Here is a 16,609-nt window from a genome sequence, read left to right as displayed (position 1 = left end):
GTCATCGAGTCTGTCTAGCTACTATATTCAGATTGAACAAGTCTATTTACAATAGTATTATATCATAAAAATAGAGAAAACGCTTTATAACCGAATGTTGAAAAATAAAAGGGCTTTCAATTTGTTTAAAAAAAACGTCTTTAGCTTGTCAATTGTTTAAGAATATGTTAAGATAGTCTTGTAAAAAAATACAACGGTAGTGTAGTTGAAAATGACAAATATGTATTACACGGAGAACCCAACTAGCTTGCGTGATGTTCAATGTATCAAGGTTAACTTGTTGGGGCAGCAGTTCCAGTTTTTGACTGATTCAGGCGTCTTTTCAAAGAAGATGGTGGATTATGGCAGTCAAGTCCTCCTCTCCAGTTTGCACTTTGCAGAAGGTGAGAGCCTATTGGATTTAGGTTGTGGCTATGGCCCCTTAGGGATTTCCTTAGCCAAGGTTCAGGGCTTGAATGTTACCATGGTTGACGTGAATCTTAGAGCCTTAGATTTGGCTCGGCAAAATGCTTCTCTGAATAAGGTGACGGCCACTATTTTCCAATCAGATATCTATCAGGCGGTTGAAGGGGCATTTGACCATATCATCAGCAATCCTCCTATTCGGGCTGGAAAAACGGTTGTCCATACCATTTTAGCAGATAGTTGGAATTATTTGAAATTTGGAGGTGATTTAACCATCGTTATCCAAAAAAAACAGGGTGCACCTAGTGCTAAGAAAAAAATGGAAGAGATTTTTGGAAATTGTGAAACCTTAAAAAAAGATAAGGGATATTATATTTTTAGAAGTGTGAAAAAATGAGAGCAGTAGATTTAATTCAAAAAAAACGTGACGGTAAGGAATTGACCACAGAGGAAATTAGCTGGCTGATATCGAACTATGCGCAAGGGCATGTGCCAGATTATCAAATGTCAGCCCTAGCCATGGCAATTTATTTCCAAGGGATGTCGGTCAATGAGATTCGCGATTTGACCATGAGCATGGTTAAAACGGGAGAAGAAATTGACTTGTCATCACTGGTAGGAATCAAAACGGACAAGCACTCAACTGGTGGAGTCGGTGACAAGGTAACCTTGATTCTGGCCCCTCTAGTAGCTAGTTTTGATGTTCCGGTGGCCAAAATGAGTGGAAGAGGCTTGGGACATACGGGTGGTACCTTAGATAAACTAGAGTCAATCAAGGGCTATCAGATTGACCGCAGCCAAGAAGAATTTATTCAGCAGGTAAAGGACATCGGTGTCTCAGTCATCGGACAATCAGACCAGTTGGTCAAGGCGGATAAACTCTTATATGCCTTGCGTGACGTGACGGCAACAGTCGACATCATTCCTTTGATTGCAAGCTCAGTCATGAGTAAAAAAATTGCAGCAGGTGCCGACAGCATTCTCCTTGATGTGACAGTTGGTGATGGGGCCTTTATGAAAAATGAGGCTGATGCAGAAGTGCTATCACGGACGATGGTCGACCTTGGAAAAGAGGTTGGCCGCAAAACAGTGGCCGTTATGACCAATATGAGTCAGCCTTTGGGCAGGGCGGTTGGTAATCGTCTCGAAGTTTTAGAAGCTCTTGATATTATGAAGGGGCAAGGTCGTGAGGACGTGACACACTTTATCTGTGAACTAGCTCAAATCATGTTAGAGTTGGCAGGTCGTGAGGAAAGTCTTGAAACGGTTAGGGAACATTTAGTTAACGGCCAAGCGTTGAAGAAATTTGAGGAGATGGTTGCTTACCAAGGGGGCGACTTAGAGGATCTCTATCGTCCATCGCAAGCGGCTTTTATCACAGAAGTTCGAGCGGAACAAGAGGGTTATATTACGGCATTACCTGCCTTGGAGTTTGGCCTAATAGCCATGCGTCTAGGGGCGGGACGAGCTGTTAAGACCGACCAATTAGACTATGAAGCAGGTCTTGTTTTTGAGAAGAAGGTTGGTGACTATGTCAATGTTGGTGATCTTGTCCTAACCATTTACTCTAATCGAGTTGTTGAAGAAACGGTTTTACAAGACTGCCAGAAGAACATTACGATTGGTAGTGAACAGAAAATTCCAAAAGAGATTTTAAAAGTTATTACGTAAGAAAGTGAGCTTGTATGCAAATTAATAAATACATTGATCATACCTTGTTAAAGCAAGATAGTAGTCGGGAGCAAATTGATCAGCTCTTGGCGGAAGCTAAAGCATATGATTTTGCGAGTGTTTGTGTTAATCCGACTTGGGTGGCACATTGTGCCCAGGTTCTTTCGGATTCTGATGTTAAGGTATGTACAGTCGTTGGCTTTCCTTTGGGGGCAACCTTGCCTAGTGTTAAGGCCTTTGAAACAGTTCAAAGTATTGAAGCAGGGGCTGATGAAATTGATATGGTTATTAATATTGGTGCCTTAAAGTCTGGTAACGATGACTTGGTTGAGGAAGATATCCGAGCAGTTGTTGAAGCGAGCGGTGACAAGTTGGTTAAGGTCATCATTGAAACCTGTCTTTTGACAGAAGAAGAAAAAGTTCGTGCTTGTCAGTTGGCAGTCAAGGCGGGAGCTGATTTTGTTAAAACCTCTACTGGATTTTCTACCAATGGTGCGACTGTTGCAGATGTAACCTTGATGAGAGAGACAGTTGGACCAGATGTTGGCGTTAAAGCTGCGGGTGGCGCTCGTTCCCTCGAAGATGCTCAAGCCTTTATTCAAGCAGGAGCTACTCGTATTGGAACATCATCTGGTGTGGCCATCATGAAAGGACAGGTGGTTTCAGGTGGATACTAAGATGCTGACACTGGCAAAAGAGGCTAGTCAATTGGCCTATGTTCCTTATTCAAAATTTCCTGTTGGGGCAGCCTTGAAAACGTCAGATGGAACGGTTTTTACGGGTTGCAACATCGAAAACGTGAGCTTTGGCTTAACTAACTGTGCTGAGCGTACAGCAATCTTTAAGGCGGTATCGCAAGGTCACACAAAATTAGATGAAATCGTTGTTTATGGTGAGACAGAAGAACCTATTTCACCTTGTGGTGCTTGTCGTCAGGTCATGGTTGAATTTTTTGAACCAGACAGCAAGGTAACCTTAATGGCTAAAAATGGTAAGACGGTCGAGATGATGGTCAGGGAATTACTTCCATATTCGTTTATAGATTTCACATAATCTGTATTCTGTTGTCCTAAACCCTTGGTTTAGTCGTTGCTGTAACTATATGTTACGAAATCAAATTTTTTAGGAGGGTTCATAGAAATGAACAAAAAACTTATCGGTGTTGGTTTGGCTTCAGTAGCGGTGCTAAGTCTAGCAGCTTGCTCTAATCGTAAAGCGGCATCTTCTGGTGATGCTAAGACAGACCTTAAAGTTGCCATGGTAACAGATACTGGTGGTGTTGATGACAAATCATTCAACCAATCAGCATGGGAAGGTTTACAAGCTTGGGGGAAAGATAATGGGCTATCAAAAGACAATGGCTTTACTTACTTCCAATCATCAAACGAATCAGAGTATACCACTAACCTATCAAGCGCTGTTGATAATGGTTATAAATTGATTTTTGGTATTGGTTTTGCCCTTCGTGATGCGGTTGAGAAAGCAGCGGAAGATAATACTGATGCAAACTTTGCTATCATTGACTCAGTTATCGAAGGCAAAGATAATGTCGCTAGTGTTGTCTTTGCGGATAATGAGGCAGCTTACCTAGCAGGTGTTGCAGCAGCTAAAGCAACTAAGACAAAACAAGTTGGTTTCATCGGCGGTATGGAAGGTGAAGTTATCACTCGTTTTGAAAAAGGATTCAAAGCTGGTGTGGAATCTGTTGATCCATCGATTAAGGTTTCTGTAGAATACGCAGGTTCATTTGGTGACGCAGCTAAAGGTAAAACAATTGCCGCTGCTCAATATGCAGCAGGTGCAGATATTATCTATCAAGCAGCAGGTGGAACTGGTGCCGGTGTCTTCAGTGAAGCCAAAGCAATCAATGAAACTAAAGCTGAAGCAGACAAAGTTTGGGTTATTGGGGTTGACCGTGATCAGTCAGCAGAAGGTAACTACACTTCTAAAGATGGTAAAGAATCAAACTTTGTCCTAGCTTCATCAATCAAAGAAGTAGGAAACTCATTAAAAGCTATTTCTGAAGCAGCACAAGAAGGCAAATTCCCAGGTGGTAAAACAACTGTTTACGGTCTTAAAGACGGTGGTGTAAACATTGCAACAACTAACCTTGACGAAGAAGCTAAAAAAGCTGTTGAAGATGCCAAAGCGAAAATCACCTCAGGTGAAATTACTGTTCCGGAAAAATAATCTTTCTTAGGGCGTCCATGATTGGTCGCCTTTAGAAACTGAGATATTTATATCTCAGTAAAGCTTAGCAGTCATGCTAGGTTTTACTGTTTGATAAATATAATGAAAGGAAGTCTTCCCATGACAGAGAATGTCATTGAAATGAGAGAAATCACGAAGAAATTCGGTGATTTTGTAGCCAATGACCATATTAATTTAATGGTCAAAAAGGGAGAGATTCATGCCTTGTTGGGAGAAAATGGGGCAGGAAAATCAACCTTGATGAATATGCTTGCTGGCTTGCTCGAGCCAACAAGTGGAGAAATCGCGATTAAGGGCGAAGTTGTCAAAATTGATTCTCCGTCAAAATCTAATAGCCTAGGAATCGGTATGGTTCACCAACACTTTATGTTGGTTGAGGCCTTTACTGTAGCAGAAAATATTATTTTGGGGAATGAAACCACAAAAAACGGGGTATTGGACCTAAAAAGTGCGAGTAAGGAAATTAAAGAGCTATCTGAAAAATACGGATTAGCTGTTGATCCTTCTGCCAAGGTTGAAGATATTTCTGTCGGTGCCCAGCAACGTGTTGAGATTTTAAAAACTCTTTATCGTGGGGCGGATCTTTTGATTTTTGATGAACCAACTGCAGTATTAACCCCATCTGAGATTCAAGAATTAATGGAAATCATGCGTAATTTGGTTAAAGAAGGAAAATCAATTATCTTGATTACGCACAAATTGGATGAGATTCGTGCAGTGGCAAATCGTGTGACAGTTATTCGTCGTGGTAAGAGTATCCAGACAGTTGATGTGGCTGGAGCGACTGCGGAAGATTTGGCTGAAATGATGGTTGGGCGTTCTGTATCTTTCAAAACTGCCAAAAAACCGGCAGAGCCCAAAGAAGTGGTCCTCTCAATTAAGGACTTGGTTGTCAATGAAAACCGTGGGATTCCAGCTGTTAAAAATCTTTCACTCGATGTTCGAGCAGGCGAGATTGTCGGAATTGCAGGGATTGACGGTAATGGTCAGAGTGAACTCATTCAAGCCATTACAGGCCTACGTAAGGTGAAATCAGGTAGCATTACCATCAAAGGTCAAGAAGTTACTAAAATGACGACCCGCCAAATTACAGAGTTGAATGTAGGTCATATTCCAGAAGACCGCCACAGGGATGGATTGGTCTTGCCAATGACCTTGGCTGAAAATATTGCCTTGCAAACCTATTATAAAGAACCTTTGAGTAAAAAAGGAATTTTGGATTATAAGAAAATTAATGACTATGCCAAACAGTTGATGCAAGAATTCGATGTTCGTGGTGCTAATGAACTTGTTCCTGCGAAAGGTTTCTCGGGAGGGAATCAGCAAAAAGCAATCATTGCTCGTGAAGTTGATCGTAACCCAGATTTACTGCTAGTCAGCCAACCTACTCGTGGCTTGGACGTAGGTGCTATTGAGTATATCCGGAAACGTCTAATTGCTGAACGTGATAAAGGCAAAGCCGTTCTTGTGGTTAGTTTTGAATTGGATGAGATTTTGGATGTTTCAGACCGGATTGCTGTTATTCATGATGGCCACATTAAGGGAATTGTAACACCAGAAACAACCAACAAGCAAGAACTTGGTATCTTGATGGCGGGTGGAGTTGTTGAAAAGGAGGTTAGTCATGTCTAAAAAAAATCAACAGGTTATTATTCCGCTGATTTCAGTTGTGTTAGGCTTGCTTCTAGGAGCCGTCGTCATGCTGATTTTTGGTTATGATCCTCTTTGGGGTTATGAAGGTCTCTTCCAGGTTGCCTTTGGTAGCATGAAAAATATTGGTGAGATTTTCCGTGCCATGGGGCCACTGATTTTGATTGGTTTAGGTTTCTCGGTGGCTAGTCGTGCAGGTTTCTTTAACGTTGGATTGGCTGGTCAAGCTCTGGCAGGTTGGATTGCTGCTGGTTGGTTTGCCTTGGCAAATCCAAATATGGCTAGACCCTTGCTGATTTTGATGACAGTTCTGATTGCCATGCTTGTTGGAGGTTTGGCAGGTGCCATTCCAGGGATTCTTCGGGCATATTTGGGAACCAGTGAAGTTATCGTTACCATTATGATGAACTATATCATTCTTTATGCTGGTAATGCCATCATTCAGACGGCCTTTCCAAAAGCATTCATGCGTAGTGTTGATTCAACTATTCAAGTTAGTAGTAATGCAACCTATCAAACAGAATGGTTATCGACAATGACTAACAATTCTCGGATGAATATTGGTATTTTCTTTGCGATTATTGCGATTGCCATTATTTGGTTCTTGTTGAATAAGACAATTATTGGGTTTGAGATTCGTTCAGTAGGTCTTAACCCAAATGCCAGTGAATATGCTGGAATGTCTTCAAAGAAAACCATTATCCTTTCCATGGTCATCTCCGGAGCCTTGGCTGGTTTGGGAGGTGTTGTTGAAGGTTTAGGGACATTTGAAAATGTTTTTGTTCAAACAAGCTCTCTTGCCATTGGTTTTGAAGGAATGGCCGTGAGCCTTCTAGCAGCTAATTCACCAATTGGTATTTTCTTTGCAGCCTTGCTCTTTGCCATCCTCAGTGTTGGTAAGACCGGAATGACAGCGGCGGGAATCCCACCAGAATTGGTTAGTATTGTGACAGCCTCAATTATCTTTTTCGTTGCGTCACACTACCTGATTGAACGTTACATGGCTTCAAGAAAATCAGTGAAAGGAGGAAAATAGAATGACCTCATTAAGTTTAGTAACAATCTTATCGCTCTTAGTATCCTCCATGTTGATTTATGCAGCTCCCCTTATTTTTACGAGTATTGGAGGTGTCTTCTCTGAACGCTCGGGAACGGTAAATGTTGGCCTAGAGGGGATTATGGTCATGGGAGCCTTCTCAGGTATTGTTTTTAACCTAGAATTTGCCTCCGCCTTTGGGAAAGCTACCCCTTGGTTAGCTTTATTGGCTGCAGGTTTGGTTGGTTTGCTCTTTTCTTTGATTCATGCCTTGGCAACAATCAATTTTAGGGCTGACCATATTGTTAGTGGTACTGTTTTAAATCTCTTGGCACCAGCTCTTGCAATTTTCTTAACCAAAGCTCTTTATTCAAAAGGACAAACAGACAATATTCAGGAGTCTTTCGGGAAGTTTACTTTCCCAGTCTTGTCTGATATTCCAGTAATTGGAGAAATCTTCTTTACTAGTACAAGTATTTTAGGTTATTTAGCAGTTGCCTTTTCATTCTTAGCTTGGTATATTTTGTACAAGACACGTTTTGGTTTGCGTTTGCGTTCGGTAGGCGAACACCCACAGGCGGCAGATACTCTAGGAATCAATGTTTATAAAATGCGCTATTTTGGTATCATGATTTCAGGGTTTTTAGCAGGTCTAGGTGGTGCCTTGTATGCACAATCAATCTCCGTTAACTTTGCGGCGACGACCATTCTCGGACCAGGATTTATTTCTTTGGCAGCCATGATTTTTGGGAAATGGAATCCAATTGGGGCCATGCTAGCCAGTCTTTTCTTTGGTCTATCGCAAAGTCTGGCGGTGATTGGTAGTCAGTTGCCTTTACTGTCAAAAATCCCAACCGTTTATCTACAGATAGCTCCTTATCTATTGACAATCATTGTTTTGGCAGCTTTCTTTGGTAAATCAGTTGCACCAAAAGCAGACGGTGTCAACTATATTAAATCTAAATAAAAGGAAAGAACAGCATTTTGCTGTTTTTTTCAATAATTTTAAAAAATCTATGCAAATAACTGGTAAGCGTTTTAAAATAATGATATAATGATAGGGTAAAAAAAATTGAAAGTTGGAAAGTTTATATGAGTAAAATCGTTGTTGTGGGTGCTAACCATGCCGGTACAGCATGTATTAAGACCATGTTGTCAAACTATGGTAGTGAAAATGAAATTGTTGTTTTCGATCAAAACTCAAACATTTCATTCCTAGGTTGTGGGATGGCACTTTGGATTGGTGAGCAAATTGCTGGTCCAGAAGGATTGTTCTATTCTGATAAAGAGCAATTGGAAAGCATGGGAGCTAAGGTTTACATGAACTCACCAGTTGAGTCTGTAGATTACGATAAAAAAGAAGTTCACGCTATCCTAGAAGACGGTTCAAAACACGTTGAATCATATGATAAATTAATTTTCGCAACAGGTTCTCAACCAATCTTGCCACCAATTAAAGGTGCTGAGATCAAGGAAGGTTCTCGTGAATTTGAAGCAACCTTGAAAAACCTTCAATTTGTTAAATTGTACCAAAACTCAGCTGATGTGATTGAGAAATTGAAAGATGCTGACATCAACCGTGTAGCAGTTGTTGGTGCAGGGTACATCGGCGTTGAATTGGCAGAAGCCTTCCAACGTAAAGGTAAAGAAGTTATCTTGATTGACGTTGTTGACACTTGTCTTGCTGGCTACTATGATAAAGACTTGACTGATATGATGTCTAAAAACTTGGAAGACAATGGTATCCAATTGGCATTTGGTCAAACCGTTAAAGAAATTGCTGGTGATGGTAAGGTTGAAAAAATTATCACTGATAAGGCTGAATACGATGTTGACATGGTAGTCTTGGCTGTTGGTTTCCGTCCTAACACAGGCCTTGCAGCTGACAAGGTTGAGTTGTTCCGTAATGGTGCTTTCCTTGTTAATAAAAAACAAGAAACAAGCCTTAAAGATGTTTATGCTATCGGTGATTGTGCAACGATTTATGACAACGCAACTAAGGATACTAGCTACATCGCTCTTGCTTCAAACGCTGTCCGTACTGGTATCGTAGCAGCTCACAATGCTTGTGGTACTGACCTTGAAGGTATCGGTGTGCAAGGTTCAAATGGTATTTCAATCTATGGCCTTCACATGGTATCAACTGGTTTGACACTTGAAAAAGCTAACCGTCTTGGTTTCAATGCTGCAGTGACAGAGTATACTGATAACCAAAAACCAGAATTCATGGAACATGGTAACTTCCCAGTAACCATCAAGATTGTTTACGATAAAGATTCTCGTCGTATCCTTGGGGCACAAATGGTTGCTCGCGAAGACATCTCTATGGGTATTCACATGTTCTCACTTGCTATCCAAGAAGGTGTAACCATCGAGAAATTGGCATTGACAGATATCTTCTTCTTGCCACACTTCAACAAGCCATACAACTACATCACAATGGCTGCTCTTGGAGCAAAAGACTAATGTATAAAAAAGTAAGCTGATTGTCATGTCAGCTTACTTTTTATTTTTCTTGAGCAATGAAGAAAAAATCTCCCTAACTAAGATAGGGAGAACAATTATTATTAGTTTTTGCAAGCTGAAGCAAATTCTTCTTTGGCGAAAGCTTCATCAATGATGTCTTTCAATTGGCTTGCAGATGCTTGCATTTTTTGGAGTTCAGCATCGTTCAATGGGATGTTAACTGGGCGCACAATTCCGTGAGCCCCAATGATAGCAGGTTGACCGATGAAGATTCCTTCAACCCCCTGGTATTGGCCGGCTTGATAAACTGATAGTGGCAGAACTGCAGATTCATCATCTAAGATAGCCTTGGTGATACGAGCAAGAGCTACGGCGATACCATAGTAGGTTGCTCCTTTTTTGTTGATAATAGAATAAGCAGCGTCACGAACAGAGATGAAGAGGTCAATCAAACCTTGTTCACTAACATCACGGTTTTCCATTAACCATTGTTCAAGTTTTACCCCAGCAACGTTGGCGTGTGACCAAACGGCAAATTCAGAATCTCCGTGTTCTCCCATGATGTAGGCATGGACTGAACGAGCGTCGATACCGATTTTTTCAGCCAAGGCTTGGCGGAAACGAGCAGAGTCAAGAGATGTTCCTGAACCGATAACCCGTTCTTTAGGGAAACCTGAGAATTTCCATGTTGAATAAGTCAAGATATCGACTGGGTTGGCAGCAACAAGGAAAATTCCGTTGAAACCAGATTCAACAATAGCAGTGACGACTTCCTTGTTGATACGAAGGTTTTTCTCAACCAAGTCAAGACGTGTTTCACCTGGTTTTTGTGGGGCACCAGCAGTCAAGACAACCAAATCTGCATCGTGGCAGTCTGAGTAGTCAGCTGAGTAGATTTTCTTTGGTGAAGTAAAAGCAAGTGCATGGCTCAAATCTTCAGCATCACCTTGAGTTTTTTCTTTGAAAATATCAATAATTCCAAGCTCTTGTGCAATGCCTTGGGTAACCAAAGCAAAAGCATAAGAGGAGCCGACAGCACCGTCGCCGACAAGGATAACTTTTTTATGTTGTTTAGTTGTCATGTTCTAAACATCTCCCTTTAAATTTTATTGGATTTCTCCATACGATTTTATTCTATCACTTTCATTTCAAAATGTCATTAAGAAAATGAAAAAATCCTTCCAGATAGCGTTTACAAGGTGTAATAAGGGGCTTTTTATGGTATAATAAAGAGTGATTTTCACAGGAAAAGAGGCAGAACATGCAGGATAAAAATTTAGTAACTGTTAATTTAACTAGTGAAATGAAAACTAGCTTTATTGACTATGCCATGAGTGTTATTGTGGCCAGAGCCTTACCTGATGTGCGGGACGGACTAAAGCCTGTTCACCGTCGAATTTTATATGGGATGAATGAGTTGGGAGTTACACCAGATAAGCCCCACAAAAAATCAGCCCGTATTAGTGGTGATGTGATGGGGAAATACCATCCTCACGGAGATTCTTCAATTTATGAAGCCATGGCCCGGATGGCCCAATGGTGGAACTACCGGCATATGTTGGTTGATGGGCATGGAAACTTTGGCTCTATGGATGGTGATCGTCCTGCGGCACAACGTTATACAGAAGCCCGGATGAGTAAAATTACTCTGGAAATGTTACGAGATATCAACAAAAGTACGGTTGATTTCATTGATAACTATGATGGAAATGAACGAGAGCCAGTGGTCTTGCCGGCTCGTTTTCCAAATCTCTTGGTCAATGGAGCAACGGGGATTGCTGTTGGTATGGCGACCAATATTCCGCCTCATAATTTGGCAGAAACCATTGATGCGGTTAATCTGGTCTTAGATCAACCAGAGGTGACAACCAGAGAGTTAATGACTGTTTTACCGGGGCCAGACTTTCCAACAGGGGCCTTAGTCATGGGGAAATCTGGTATTCACAAGGCCTATGAGACAGGTAAGGGCTCGATTGTTTTACGAGCTCGGACGGACATTGAGGAAATGAAAAACGGCCGTGAACGAATCGTGGTGACAGAGTTTCCTTATATGGTTAACAAGGTCAAAGTTCACGAGCACATTGTCAAGCTAGCCCAAGAAAAGCGGATAGAAGGCATTACTGCGGTTCGTGACGAATCAAGTCGTGAGGGAGTGCGCTTGGTGATTGAGGTCCGTCGCGATGCTTCTGCCAGTGTGATCTTGAACAATCTGTTCAAGTTGACTAGCCTGCAAACCAATTTTGGGTTTAATATGCTGGCCATCGAAAATGGGGTTCCAAAAATTTTGTCTCTCCGTCAGATTTTGGACAACTATATTGCTCATCAAAAGGAAGTCATTACTAGGCGGACTCAGTTTGATAAGCAGAAGGCTGAGCAACGCGCCCATATCTTAGAAGGTCTCTTGATTGCCTTGGACCACTTGGACGAGGTCATTAGTATTATTCGCAATAGTGAGACAGATGCTATTGCTCAGGCCCAGTTGATGGAACGTTTTGACTTGTCTGAACGCCAAAGTCAGGCTATTTTGGATATGCGTTTACGTCGTTTGACTGGTTTGGAACGGGATAAAATTCAGGCTGAGTACAAGGATTTGTTGGCTTTGATTGCTGATTTGGCTGATATTTTGGCAAAACCAGAGAGGATTGTTGCCATCATCAAGGAAGAATTGGGCGAGATTAAACGCAAATATGCTGATGCTCGTCGCACAGAGTTGATGGTGGGAGAGGCCTTGTCAATCGAGGACGAGGACCTGATTGAGGAAGCTGATGTCCTGATTACCCTGTCTAATAAGGGCTATATCAAACGCTTGCCACAGGACGAATTTCGCAGTCAAAAACGTGGTGGTCGTGGGGTTCAAGGTACAGGTGTCAACGATGATGATTTTGTGCGTGAGCTGATTTCTACCAGCACCCATGATGTTATGCTTTTCTTTACCAATAAGGGGCGAGCTTATCGTTTAAAAGGCTATGAAATTCCAGAGTATGGCCGGACAGCCAAGGGCTTGCCTGTGGTTAACCTCCTGAAGTTGGAAGAGGGGGAAACTATCCAGACCATTATTAATGTGAAGTTGGAAGATTTTGATAGCAAGTATCTTTTCTTCACCACTAAGCAAGGACTGGTGAAACGTTCGAGTTTATCTGCCTTTAGCAATATTAGACAGAACGGTTTGATTGCCTTAAATTTACGTGATCAGGATGAACTCATTAATGTTTTACTGACCCAGGGGCAAGATGAGGTGATAATTGCTACTAAGTTTGGTTATTCAGTCCGTTTTGAAGAAGCAGGCGTTCGCCAGATGGGACGCAGTGCGACTGGGGTTAAAGGAGTTAGCTTACGTGATGGAGACTGTGTGATTGGGGCCGCACGAATTCATGACGAGCAAGAAGTACTGATTCTTACCGAAAAAGGCTATGGAAAACGCACATCAGCCAAAGAGTACCCACGAAAAAATCGTGGTGGTAAGGGAATTAAGACAGCTAATATTACGGCTAAAAATGGTGGTTTGGCTGGCTTGATGACGGTTGATGGCCAAGAAGATATCATGGTCATCACAGACACTGGGGTGATTATTCGGACCAGTGTAGCAGATATTTCACAGACGAGTCGTTCTACCCAAGGGGTTAAGGTTATGCGCCTTGATGACCAGGCTAAAATCATGACCTTTACCCTGGTAGAGGCCGAAGAAGTCAGTGAAAAAAATGAAGAATAGAGGAAAATATGTCGAAAAAAACTAAGAAAAAATTCCGTTGGGTCCGCCCTTTGCTAATGTTTGTTTTGATAACAGTGGGCTTGGCCTTGGTCTTTAATAAATCCATTCGAAATAGCTTGATTGCAGTCAATACCAACAAGTATCAAGTCTCTAATGTGTCCAAAGAAAAAATTGAGGAAAATAAAAAAGCAGAAGGCAATTTTGATTTTTCGACGGTTAAATCAATTAGTACCGAATCGGTTCTAGCTGCTCAAATGGAATCACAAGTTCTCCCAGTTATTGGAGGGATTGCAATTCCTGAGTTGGGCATCAACCTTCCTATTTTCAAGGGGTTGGATAATACAGCCTTGACCTACGGGGCTGGCACCATGAAAGAAGGCCAGGTGATGGGAGCTGAGAACAATTATGCCTTGGCTAGCCATAATGTCTTTGGCTTGACGGGGGCTTCTGAAATGTTGTTTTCTCCTCTTGAGCGTGCCTCTTTGGGAATGAAAATTTATTTGACAGACAAGGATAAAATTTACACTTATGTTATCTCAAATATTACCGAGGTAACTCCTGAACACGTTGAAGTTATTGATGACACACCTGGTGTTAAAAATTTGACCTTGGTTACTTGCTCAAATCCAGAAGCGACTGGACGGATTATTGTGCATGCTACTTATGAAAGTGAAGTTGCCTTTGATCAAGCGCCACAGGAAGTCAAGGATTCGTTCAACAAATCTTATAATCAAATTAACCTATAATGCCTAGGAGACTGGAGTTCATCCAGTCTTTTTTAATGTCATTATGTTATAATATAGGAAGTATCGGAGGGATAATAATGAAGCTAAGAGCTGTTCATCATGTTGCGATTATTGTTTCTGACTATGATAAATCGCGCGATTTTTATGTCAATAAATTGGGGTTTGAGATTATCCGTGAGAATCATCGGCCCCATAAACAGGATTATAAGTTGGACTTGAAGTGTGGTGATATTGAGTTAGAAATTTTTGGTAATAAGCTAACTGCCACGGACTATCAAGCACCTCCTAAGCGCCTAGCCTATCCTGAAGCAGCTGGTTTGCGTCATTTGGCCTTTGCAGTTGATGATGTTGAGGCCTATAAAAAAGAACTGGAGGCAATGGGAATTTTTGTTGAGCCTGTCCGGTATGATGATTATACGCATAAAAAGTTGACTTTTTTCTTTGATCCTGATGGGCTTCCCCTAGAATTACACGAATAATTAAGGGAAAAATAAGATTTCTTTGCTATGTTGATTAGCTAGAAAGGAATGATAGTGAAAATGAAATGGAAAAAAACAGTGCTGGCCACCTCTTTAGTGCTTGCTTCAAGTTTAGTCGTGGCTCGGGCACAGGCTGCTAGTGACATTCAATCAGTCATTGATGAGACCTATGTTCAACCTGACTATGTGTTAGGGTACTCTCTGACTGAGGAGCAAAAAACGGCTACTTTGGGTTTGTTGGGGTATTCGAGTCAGGATAGGGATCTCAAAACCATGACAACCAGTGCCTATGCGCAAATCATGAATGTGGCAGATGATCCAAGTTTACAACTTTATTCATCGGTAAAAATTCAAAAATTGGGAGCTTCTGAACCGCTCAAGGTTAAGATTGTTACACCCCAAAACATCACCAAGGTAACGGAAAATATGTATCGGAATGCAGCCGTCACCTTGGGCATTGAACACGCGCAGATTACAGTGGCAGCGCCGATTGCTGTTACAGGAGAAAGTGCGCTAGCAGGGATTTATTATTCTTTAGAACAAAATGGGGCACCTGTAGCTGATGAAAACAAGGCCCTGGCTCAGGAAGAACTTAAGGCCTTGTCAGATATCACTGCAGAAAATCAAAATAAGGAAGGTTTTAATGCAGATAAACTGAATGTTGCCTTGACCGATATTAAAAAGGCTGTTGCTGATGGCGGGGGGCAACTTACAGAAGGAGATGTGAGGACGATTGTTGAGCAGACCTTGGCTAATTACGGCTTGACATCGTCAATAACGACTAATCAGATCAATCTGATTGTTAATTTTGCCTTAAACCTTTCTAAAAGCGGGGTCATTACTGATGCAGACTTTCAGGCAAGTTTGACTGCTTTGAAAGATAGCATTGTCCAACAGGCGGGCTCTCTTTTCGATGGGGTCAACTTAAACATGGATACTAGTCAGGCAGTCGAAAAAGGTAAGGGGCTACTGGCAACCATTTGGCAACAAATTGTGACATTTTTCAGAAATTTAATTGGTTAGACTTGTTCCTATGACGTTAGTAACTTATCAGCCCCTACGGAGGAAACTGGCTTGTTCCGTCCTTATTATTCTCGTTTTTTTACTGGGGCGGAAAATTCCACTGCCTTATTTGCAAGATTTATCAATCAATAACCCCTTGTTAACTCTATCTAGTATGATGACAGGCGGTAATCTAACTCGGTTAAGTCTTTTTTCTCTAGGTTTATCTCCCTGGATGTATGCCAAACTCTTACTTCGTCTATTAAGCTTGGGGCAGGAGCAAGATAATTGGTTGTTGAAACAAGACAGTTATAGTAAGGGGCTAAGTCTAATCTTTTCACTCTTACAGGCCTACTTTTTGGTGTCTAGTTTGGTTAATCAGGCTTCCTTAGTTTTTGATGGGCTTGCCTGGCTGACAGTGTTCTTGTTAACGACGGGGAGCTTTGTTCTGCTTTGGTTAACAGAAGTGAACAGTCGCTACGGGATTGGTCAAGCTAGTTTAATCATTCTTGTAGGGATGCTTTCAGGACAACTCCAAACTTTAGGAGACCTGAGTTTGCCATCTGGAATGTCTGGGATTATTGTGTTGGTCTGGCTCATGCTGGCTATTTATCTGGGGGTTAGTCTAGAAAAAACGACCTATCCCTTGGCGGTAAAACGTCTAGCCATCAGTCATCCTCAGTTTCAAGACTATAGCCTACCTTTAGGGGTTAATCTGGGTCGTTCAATGGCTGTCCTGTACGCTCATTCATTCTTATTATTGGGGCAATATGCGCTTGATTTTGGAGCAGCCCGTTTTCCTAGACTGTTGAATTGGTTGTGGTGGAAAGAGGCCGTATCCTTAGACTATCCCTTGGGGATTAGTTTTTATGCCATCTTGGTGGTTATTTTAACCCTAGTTTTTGCCTTTCTGAATTTTGATAGCCTTAGTTTTGTGTGCAATTTGCAAAAATCAGGCGACTATCTGCTCTATCAAAACCCTGGTAGGGCTAGTCTGGCCTATGTCAATCATGTGTTGAAACGTATCTCTCTGTTTACTGGTTTGCTACTGAGCTTGCTGGTTAGTTTGCCTTGGTGGCTAGCGCTTTATGAGCCAAGTTTCTTCCCTTTGGCTGGGCTGACAAGTCAGGCCCTGGCCATAACGGGAATGATTCGGTCCATTCAAGAGGAAGTAAAAACTATTTGCCTTCCCCTAGCCTATGGTCCTATTTTTCAAGAAAAAACGGAAGGATAA

General features: G+C 41.7%; 15 protein-coding genes. 14 read left to right on the top strand and 1 reads right to left on the bottom strand.

Going from position 1 to position 16,609, the window contains the following annotated elements:
* Positions 1–211: 211 nt before the first annotated feature.
* The 9 genes from FRX57_RS01535 (at position 212) to nox (ending at position 9,439) form a co-directional block, all read left to right on the top strand.
* Complete coding sequence (locus tag FRX57_RS01535) at positions 212–802, top strand: class I SAM-dependent methyltransferase (protein ID WP_146565942.1); 591 nt, start codon at positions 212–214, stop codon at positions 800–802.
* Positions 799–2,076 carry a pyrimidine-nucleoside phosphorylase gene (locus FRX57_RS01530; RefSeq protein ID WP_146565940.1) on the top strand — a complete coding sequence of 426 codons (1,278 nt, stop codon included), beginning with the start codon at positions 799–801 and terminating at the stop codon, positions 2,074–2,076. The genes FRX57_RS01535 and FRX57_RS01530 overlap by 4 nt, the downstream gene beginning before the upstream one ends.
* A gap of 14 nt (positions 2,077–2,090) precedes the next feature.
* On the top strand, positions 2,091–2,753 hold the full coding sequence (gene deoC / locus FRX57_RS01525; protein ID WP_146565938.1) for a deoxyribose-phosphate aldolase: 663 nt from the start codon (positions 2,091–2,093) through the stop codon (positions 2,751–2,753).
* Between the two features lies 1 nt (position 2,754).
* The gene (locus tag FRX57_RS01520) at positions 2,755–3,129 is read left to right on the top strand and encodes a cytidine deaminase (protein ID WP_146565936.1); all 375 of its coding nucleotides are present in this window, start codon (positions 2,755–2,757) and stop codon (positions 3,127–3,129) included.
* Positions 3,130–3,216: 87 nt separating this feature from the next.
* The gene (locus FRX57_RS01515) at positions 3,217–4,266 is read left to right on the top strand and encodes a BMP family lipoprotein (protein WP_146565934.1); all 1,050 of its coding nucleotides are present in this window, start codon (positions 3,217–3,219) and stop codon (positions 4,264–4,266) included.
* A 120-nt stretch (positions 4,267–4,386) separates the two neighbouring features.
* Positions 4,387–5,919, top strand: coding sequence for an ABC transporter ATP-binding protein (locus FRX57_RS01510; RefSeq protein ID WP_146565932.1), 1,533 nt, complete (start codon positions 4,387–4,389; stop codon positions 5,917–5,919).
* A complete protein-coding gene (locus tag FRX57_RS01505) occupies positions 5,912–6,973 on the top strand; it encodes an ABC transporter permease (protein WP_146565929.1) in 1,062 nt (353 codons plus the stop codon). The genes FRX57_RS01510 and FRX57_RS01505 overlap by 8 nt, the downstream gene beginning before the upstream one ends.
* 1 nt (position 6,974) lies before the next feature.
* Entirely contained in the window at positions 6,975–7,940 is a 966-nt protein-coding gene (locus FRX57_RS01500; RefSeq protein ID WP_146565927.1) for an ABC transporter permease, read from the top strand.
* Between the two features lie 125 nt (positions 7,941–8,065).
* Positions 8,066–9,439 carry a H2O-forming NADH oxidase gene (gene nox / locus FRX57_RS01495; RefSeq protein ID WP_146565925.1) on the top strand — a complete coding sequence of 458 codons (1,374 nt, stop codon included), beginning with the start codon at positions 8,066–8,068 and terminating at the stop codon, positions 9,437–9,439.
* A 101-nt stretch (positions 9,440–9,540) separates the two neighbouring features.
* Here nox and FRX57_RS01490 read toward each other — a convergent pair whose 3' ends face one another.
* The gene (locus tag FRX57_RS01490; RefSeq protein ID WP_146565923.1) at positions 9,541–10,521 is read right to left on the bottom strand and encodes an L-lactate dehydrogenase; all 981 of its coding nucleotides are present in this window, start codon (positions 10,519–10,521) and stop codon (positions 9,541–9,543) included.
* 179 nt (positions 10,522–10,700) lie between these two features.
* On the opposite strand from FRX57_RS01490, the gene gyrA reads away from it, so the two are divergent.
* From gyrA to FRX57_RS01465, 5 genes are all read left to right on the top strand, one after another.
* The gene (gene gyrA, locus FRX57_RS01485; RefSeq protein ID WP_146565921.1) at positions 10,701–13,148 is read left to right on the top strand and encodes a DNA gyrase subunit A; all 2,448 of its coding nucleotides are present in this window, start codon (positions 10,701–10,703) and stop codon (positions 13,146–13,148) included.
* A gap of 8 nt (positions 13,149–13,156) precedes the next feature.
* A complete protein-coding gene (locus tag FRX57_RS01480) occupies positions 13,157–13,894 on the top strand; it encodes a class A sortase (RefSeq protein ID WP_146565919.1) in 738 nt (245 codons plus the stop codon).
* 77 nt (positions 13,895–13,971) lie between these two features.
* Entirely contained in the window at positions 13,972–14,373 is a 402-nt protein-coding gene (gloA2, locus tag FRX57_RS01475; RefSeq protein WP_146565917.1) for an SMU1112c/YaeR family gloxylase I-like metalloprotein, read from the top strand.
* Positions 14,374–14,433: 60 nt separating this feature from the next.
* Positions 14,434–15,396, top strand: a complete 963-nt coding sequence (locus tag FRX57_RS01470; protein WP_146565915.1) for a DUF1002 domain-containing protein — start codon at positions 14,434–14,436, stop codon at positions 15,394–15,396.
* A gap of 10 nt (positions 15,397–15,406) precedes the next feature.
* Entirely contained in the window at positions 15,407–16,609 is a 1,203-nt protein-coding gene (locus FRX57_RS01465) for a hypothetical protein (protein WP_146565913.1), read from the top strand.

Source organism: Streptococcus cuniculipharyngis (genome assembly GCF_007859195.1).
Taxonomy (GTDB): Bacteria; Bacillota; Bacilli; order Lactobacillales; family Streptococcaceae; genus Streptococcus; species Streptococcus cuniculipharyngis.
Note: the sequence above shows the minus strand (reverse complement) of the source record. Positions and strands in the feature narration are given on the sequence as shown.

What these genes read in the sequence shown, in the direction of transcription:
- FRX57_RS01535 (WP_146565942.1), top strand. Translation starts at nt 212, where the DNA reads ATGACAAATATGTATTACACGGAGAACCCAACTAGCTTGCGTGATGTT.
- FRX57_RS01530 (WP_146565940.1), top strand. Translation starts at nt 799, where the DNA reads ATGAGAGCAGTAGATTTAATTCAAAAAAAACGTGACGGTAAGGAATTG.
- deoC (WP_146565938.1), top strand. Translation starts at nt 2,091, where the DNA reads ATGCAAATTAATAAATACATTGATCATACCTTGTTAAAGCAAGATAGT.
- FRX57_RS01520 (WP_146565936.1), top strand. Translation starts at nt 2,755, where the DNA reads ATGCTGACACTGGCAAAAGAGGCTAGTCAATTGGCCTATGTTCCTTAT.
- FRX57_RS01515 (WP_146565934.1), top strand. Translation starts at nt 3,217, where the DNA reads ATGAACAAAAAACTTATCGGTGTTGGTTTGGCTTCAGTAGCGGTGCTA.
- FRX57_RS01510 (WP_146565932.1), top strand. Translation starts at nt 4,387, where the DNA reads ATGACAGAGAATGTCATTGAAATGAGAGAAATCACGAAGAAATTCGGT.
- FRX57_RS01505 (WP_146565929.1), top strand. Translation starts at nt 5,912, where the DNA reads ATGTCTAAAAAAAATCAACAGGTTATTATTCCGCTGATTTCAGTTGTG.
- FRX57_RS01500 (WP_146565927.1), top strand. Translation starts at nt 6,975, where the DNA reads ATGACCTCATTAAGTTTAGTAACAATCTTATCGCTCTTAGTATCCTCC.
- nox (WP_146565925.1), top strand. Translation starts at nt 8,066, where the DNA reads ATGAGTAAAATCGTTGTTGTGGGTGCTAACCATGCCGGTACAGCATGT.
- FRX57_RS01490 (WP_146565923.1), bottom strand. Translation starts at nt 10,521, where the DNA reads ATGACAACTAAACAACATAAAAAAGTTATCCTTGTCGGCGACGGTGCT.
- gyrA (WP_146565921.1), top strand. Translation starts at nt 10,701, where the DNA reads ATGCAGGATAAAAATTTAGTAACTGTTAATTTAACTAGTGAAATGAAA.
- FRX57_RS01480 (WP_146565919.1), top strand. Translation starts at nt 13,157, where the DNA reads ATGTCGAAAAAAACTAAGAAAAAATTCCGTTGGGTCCGCCCTTTGCTA.
- gloA2 (WP_146565917.1), top strand. Translation starts at nt 13,972, where the DNA reads ATGAAGCTAAGAGCTGTTCATCATGTTGCGATTATTGTTTCTGACTAT.
- FRX57_RS01470 (WP_146565915.1), top strand. Translation starts at nt 14,434, where the DNA reads ATGAAATGGAAAAAAACAGTGCTGGCCACCTCTTTAGTGCTTGCTTCA.
- FRX57_RS01465 (WP_146565913.1), top strand. Translation starts at nt 15,407, where the DNA reads ATGACGTTAGTAACTTATCAGCCCCTACGGAGGAAACTGGCTTGTTCC.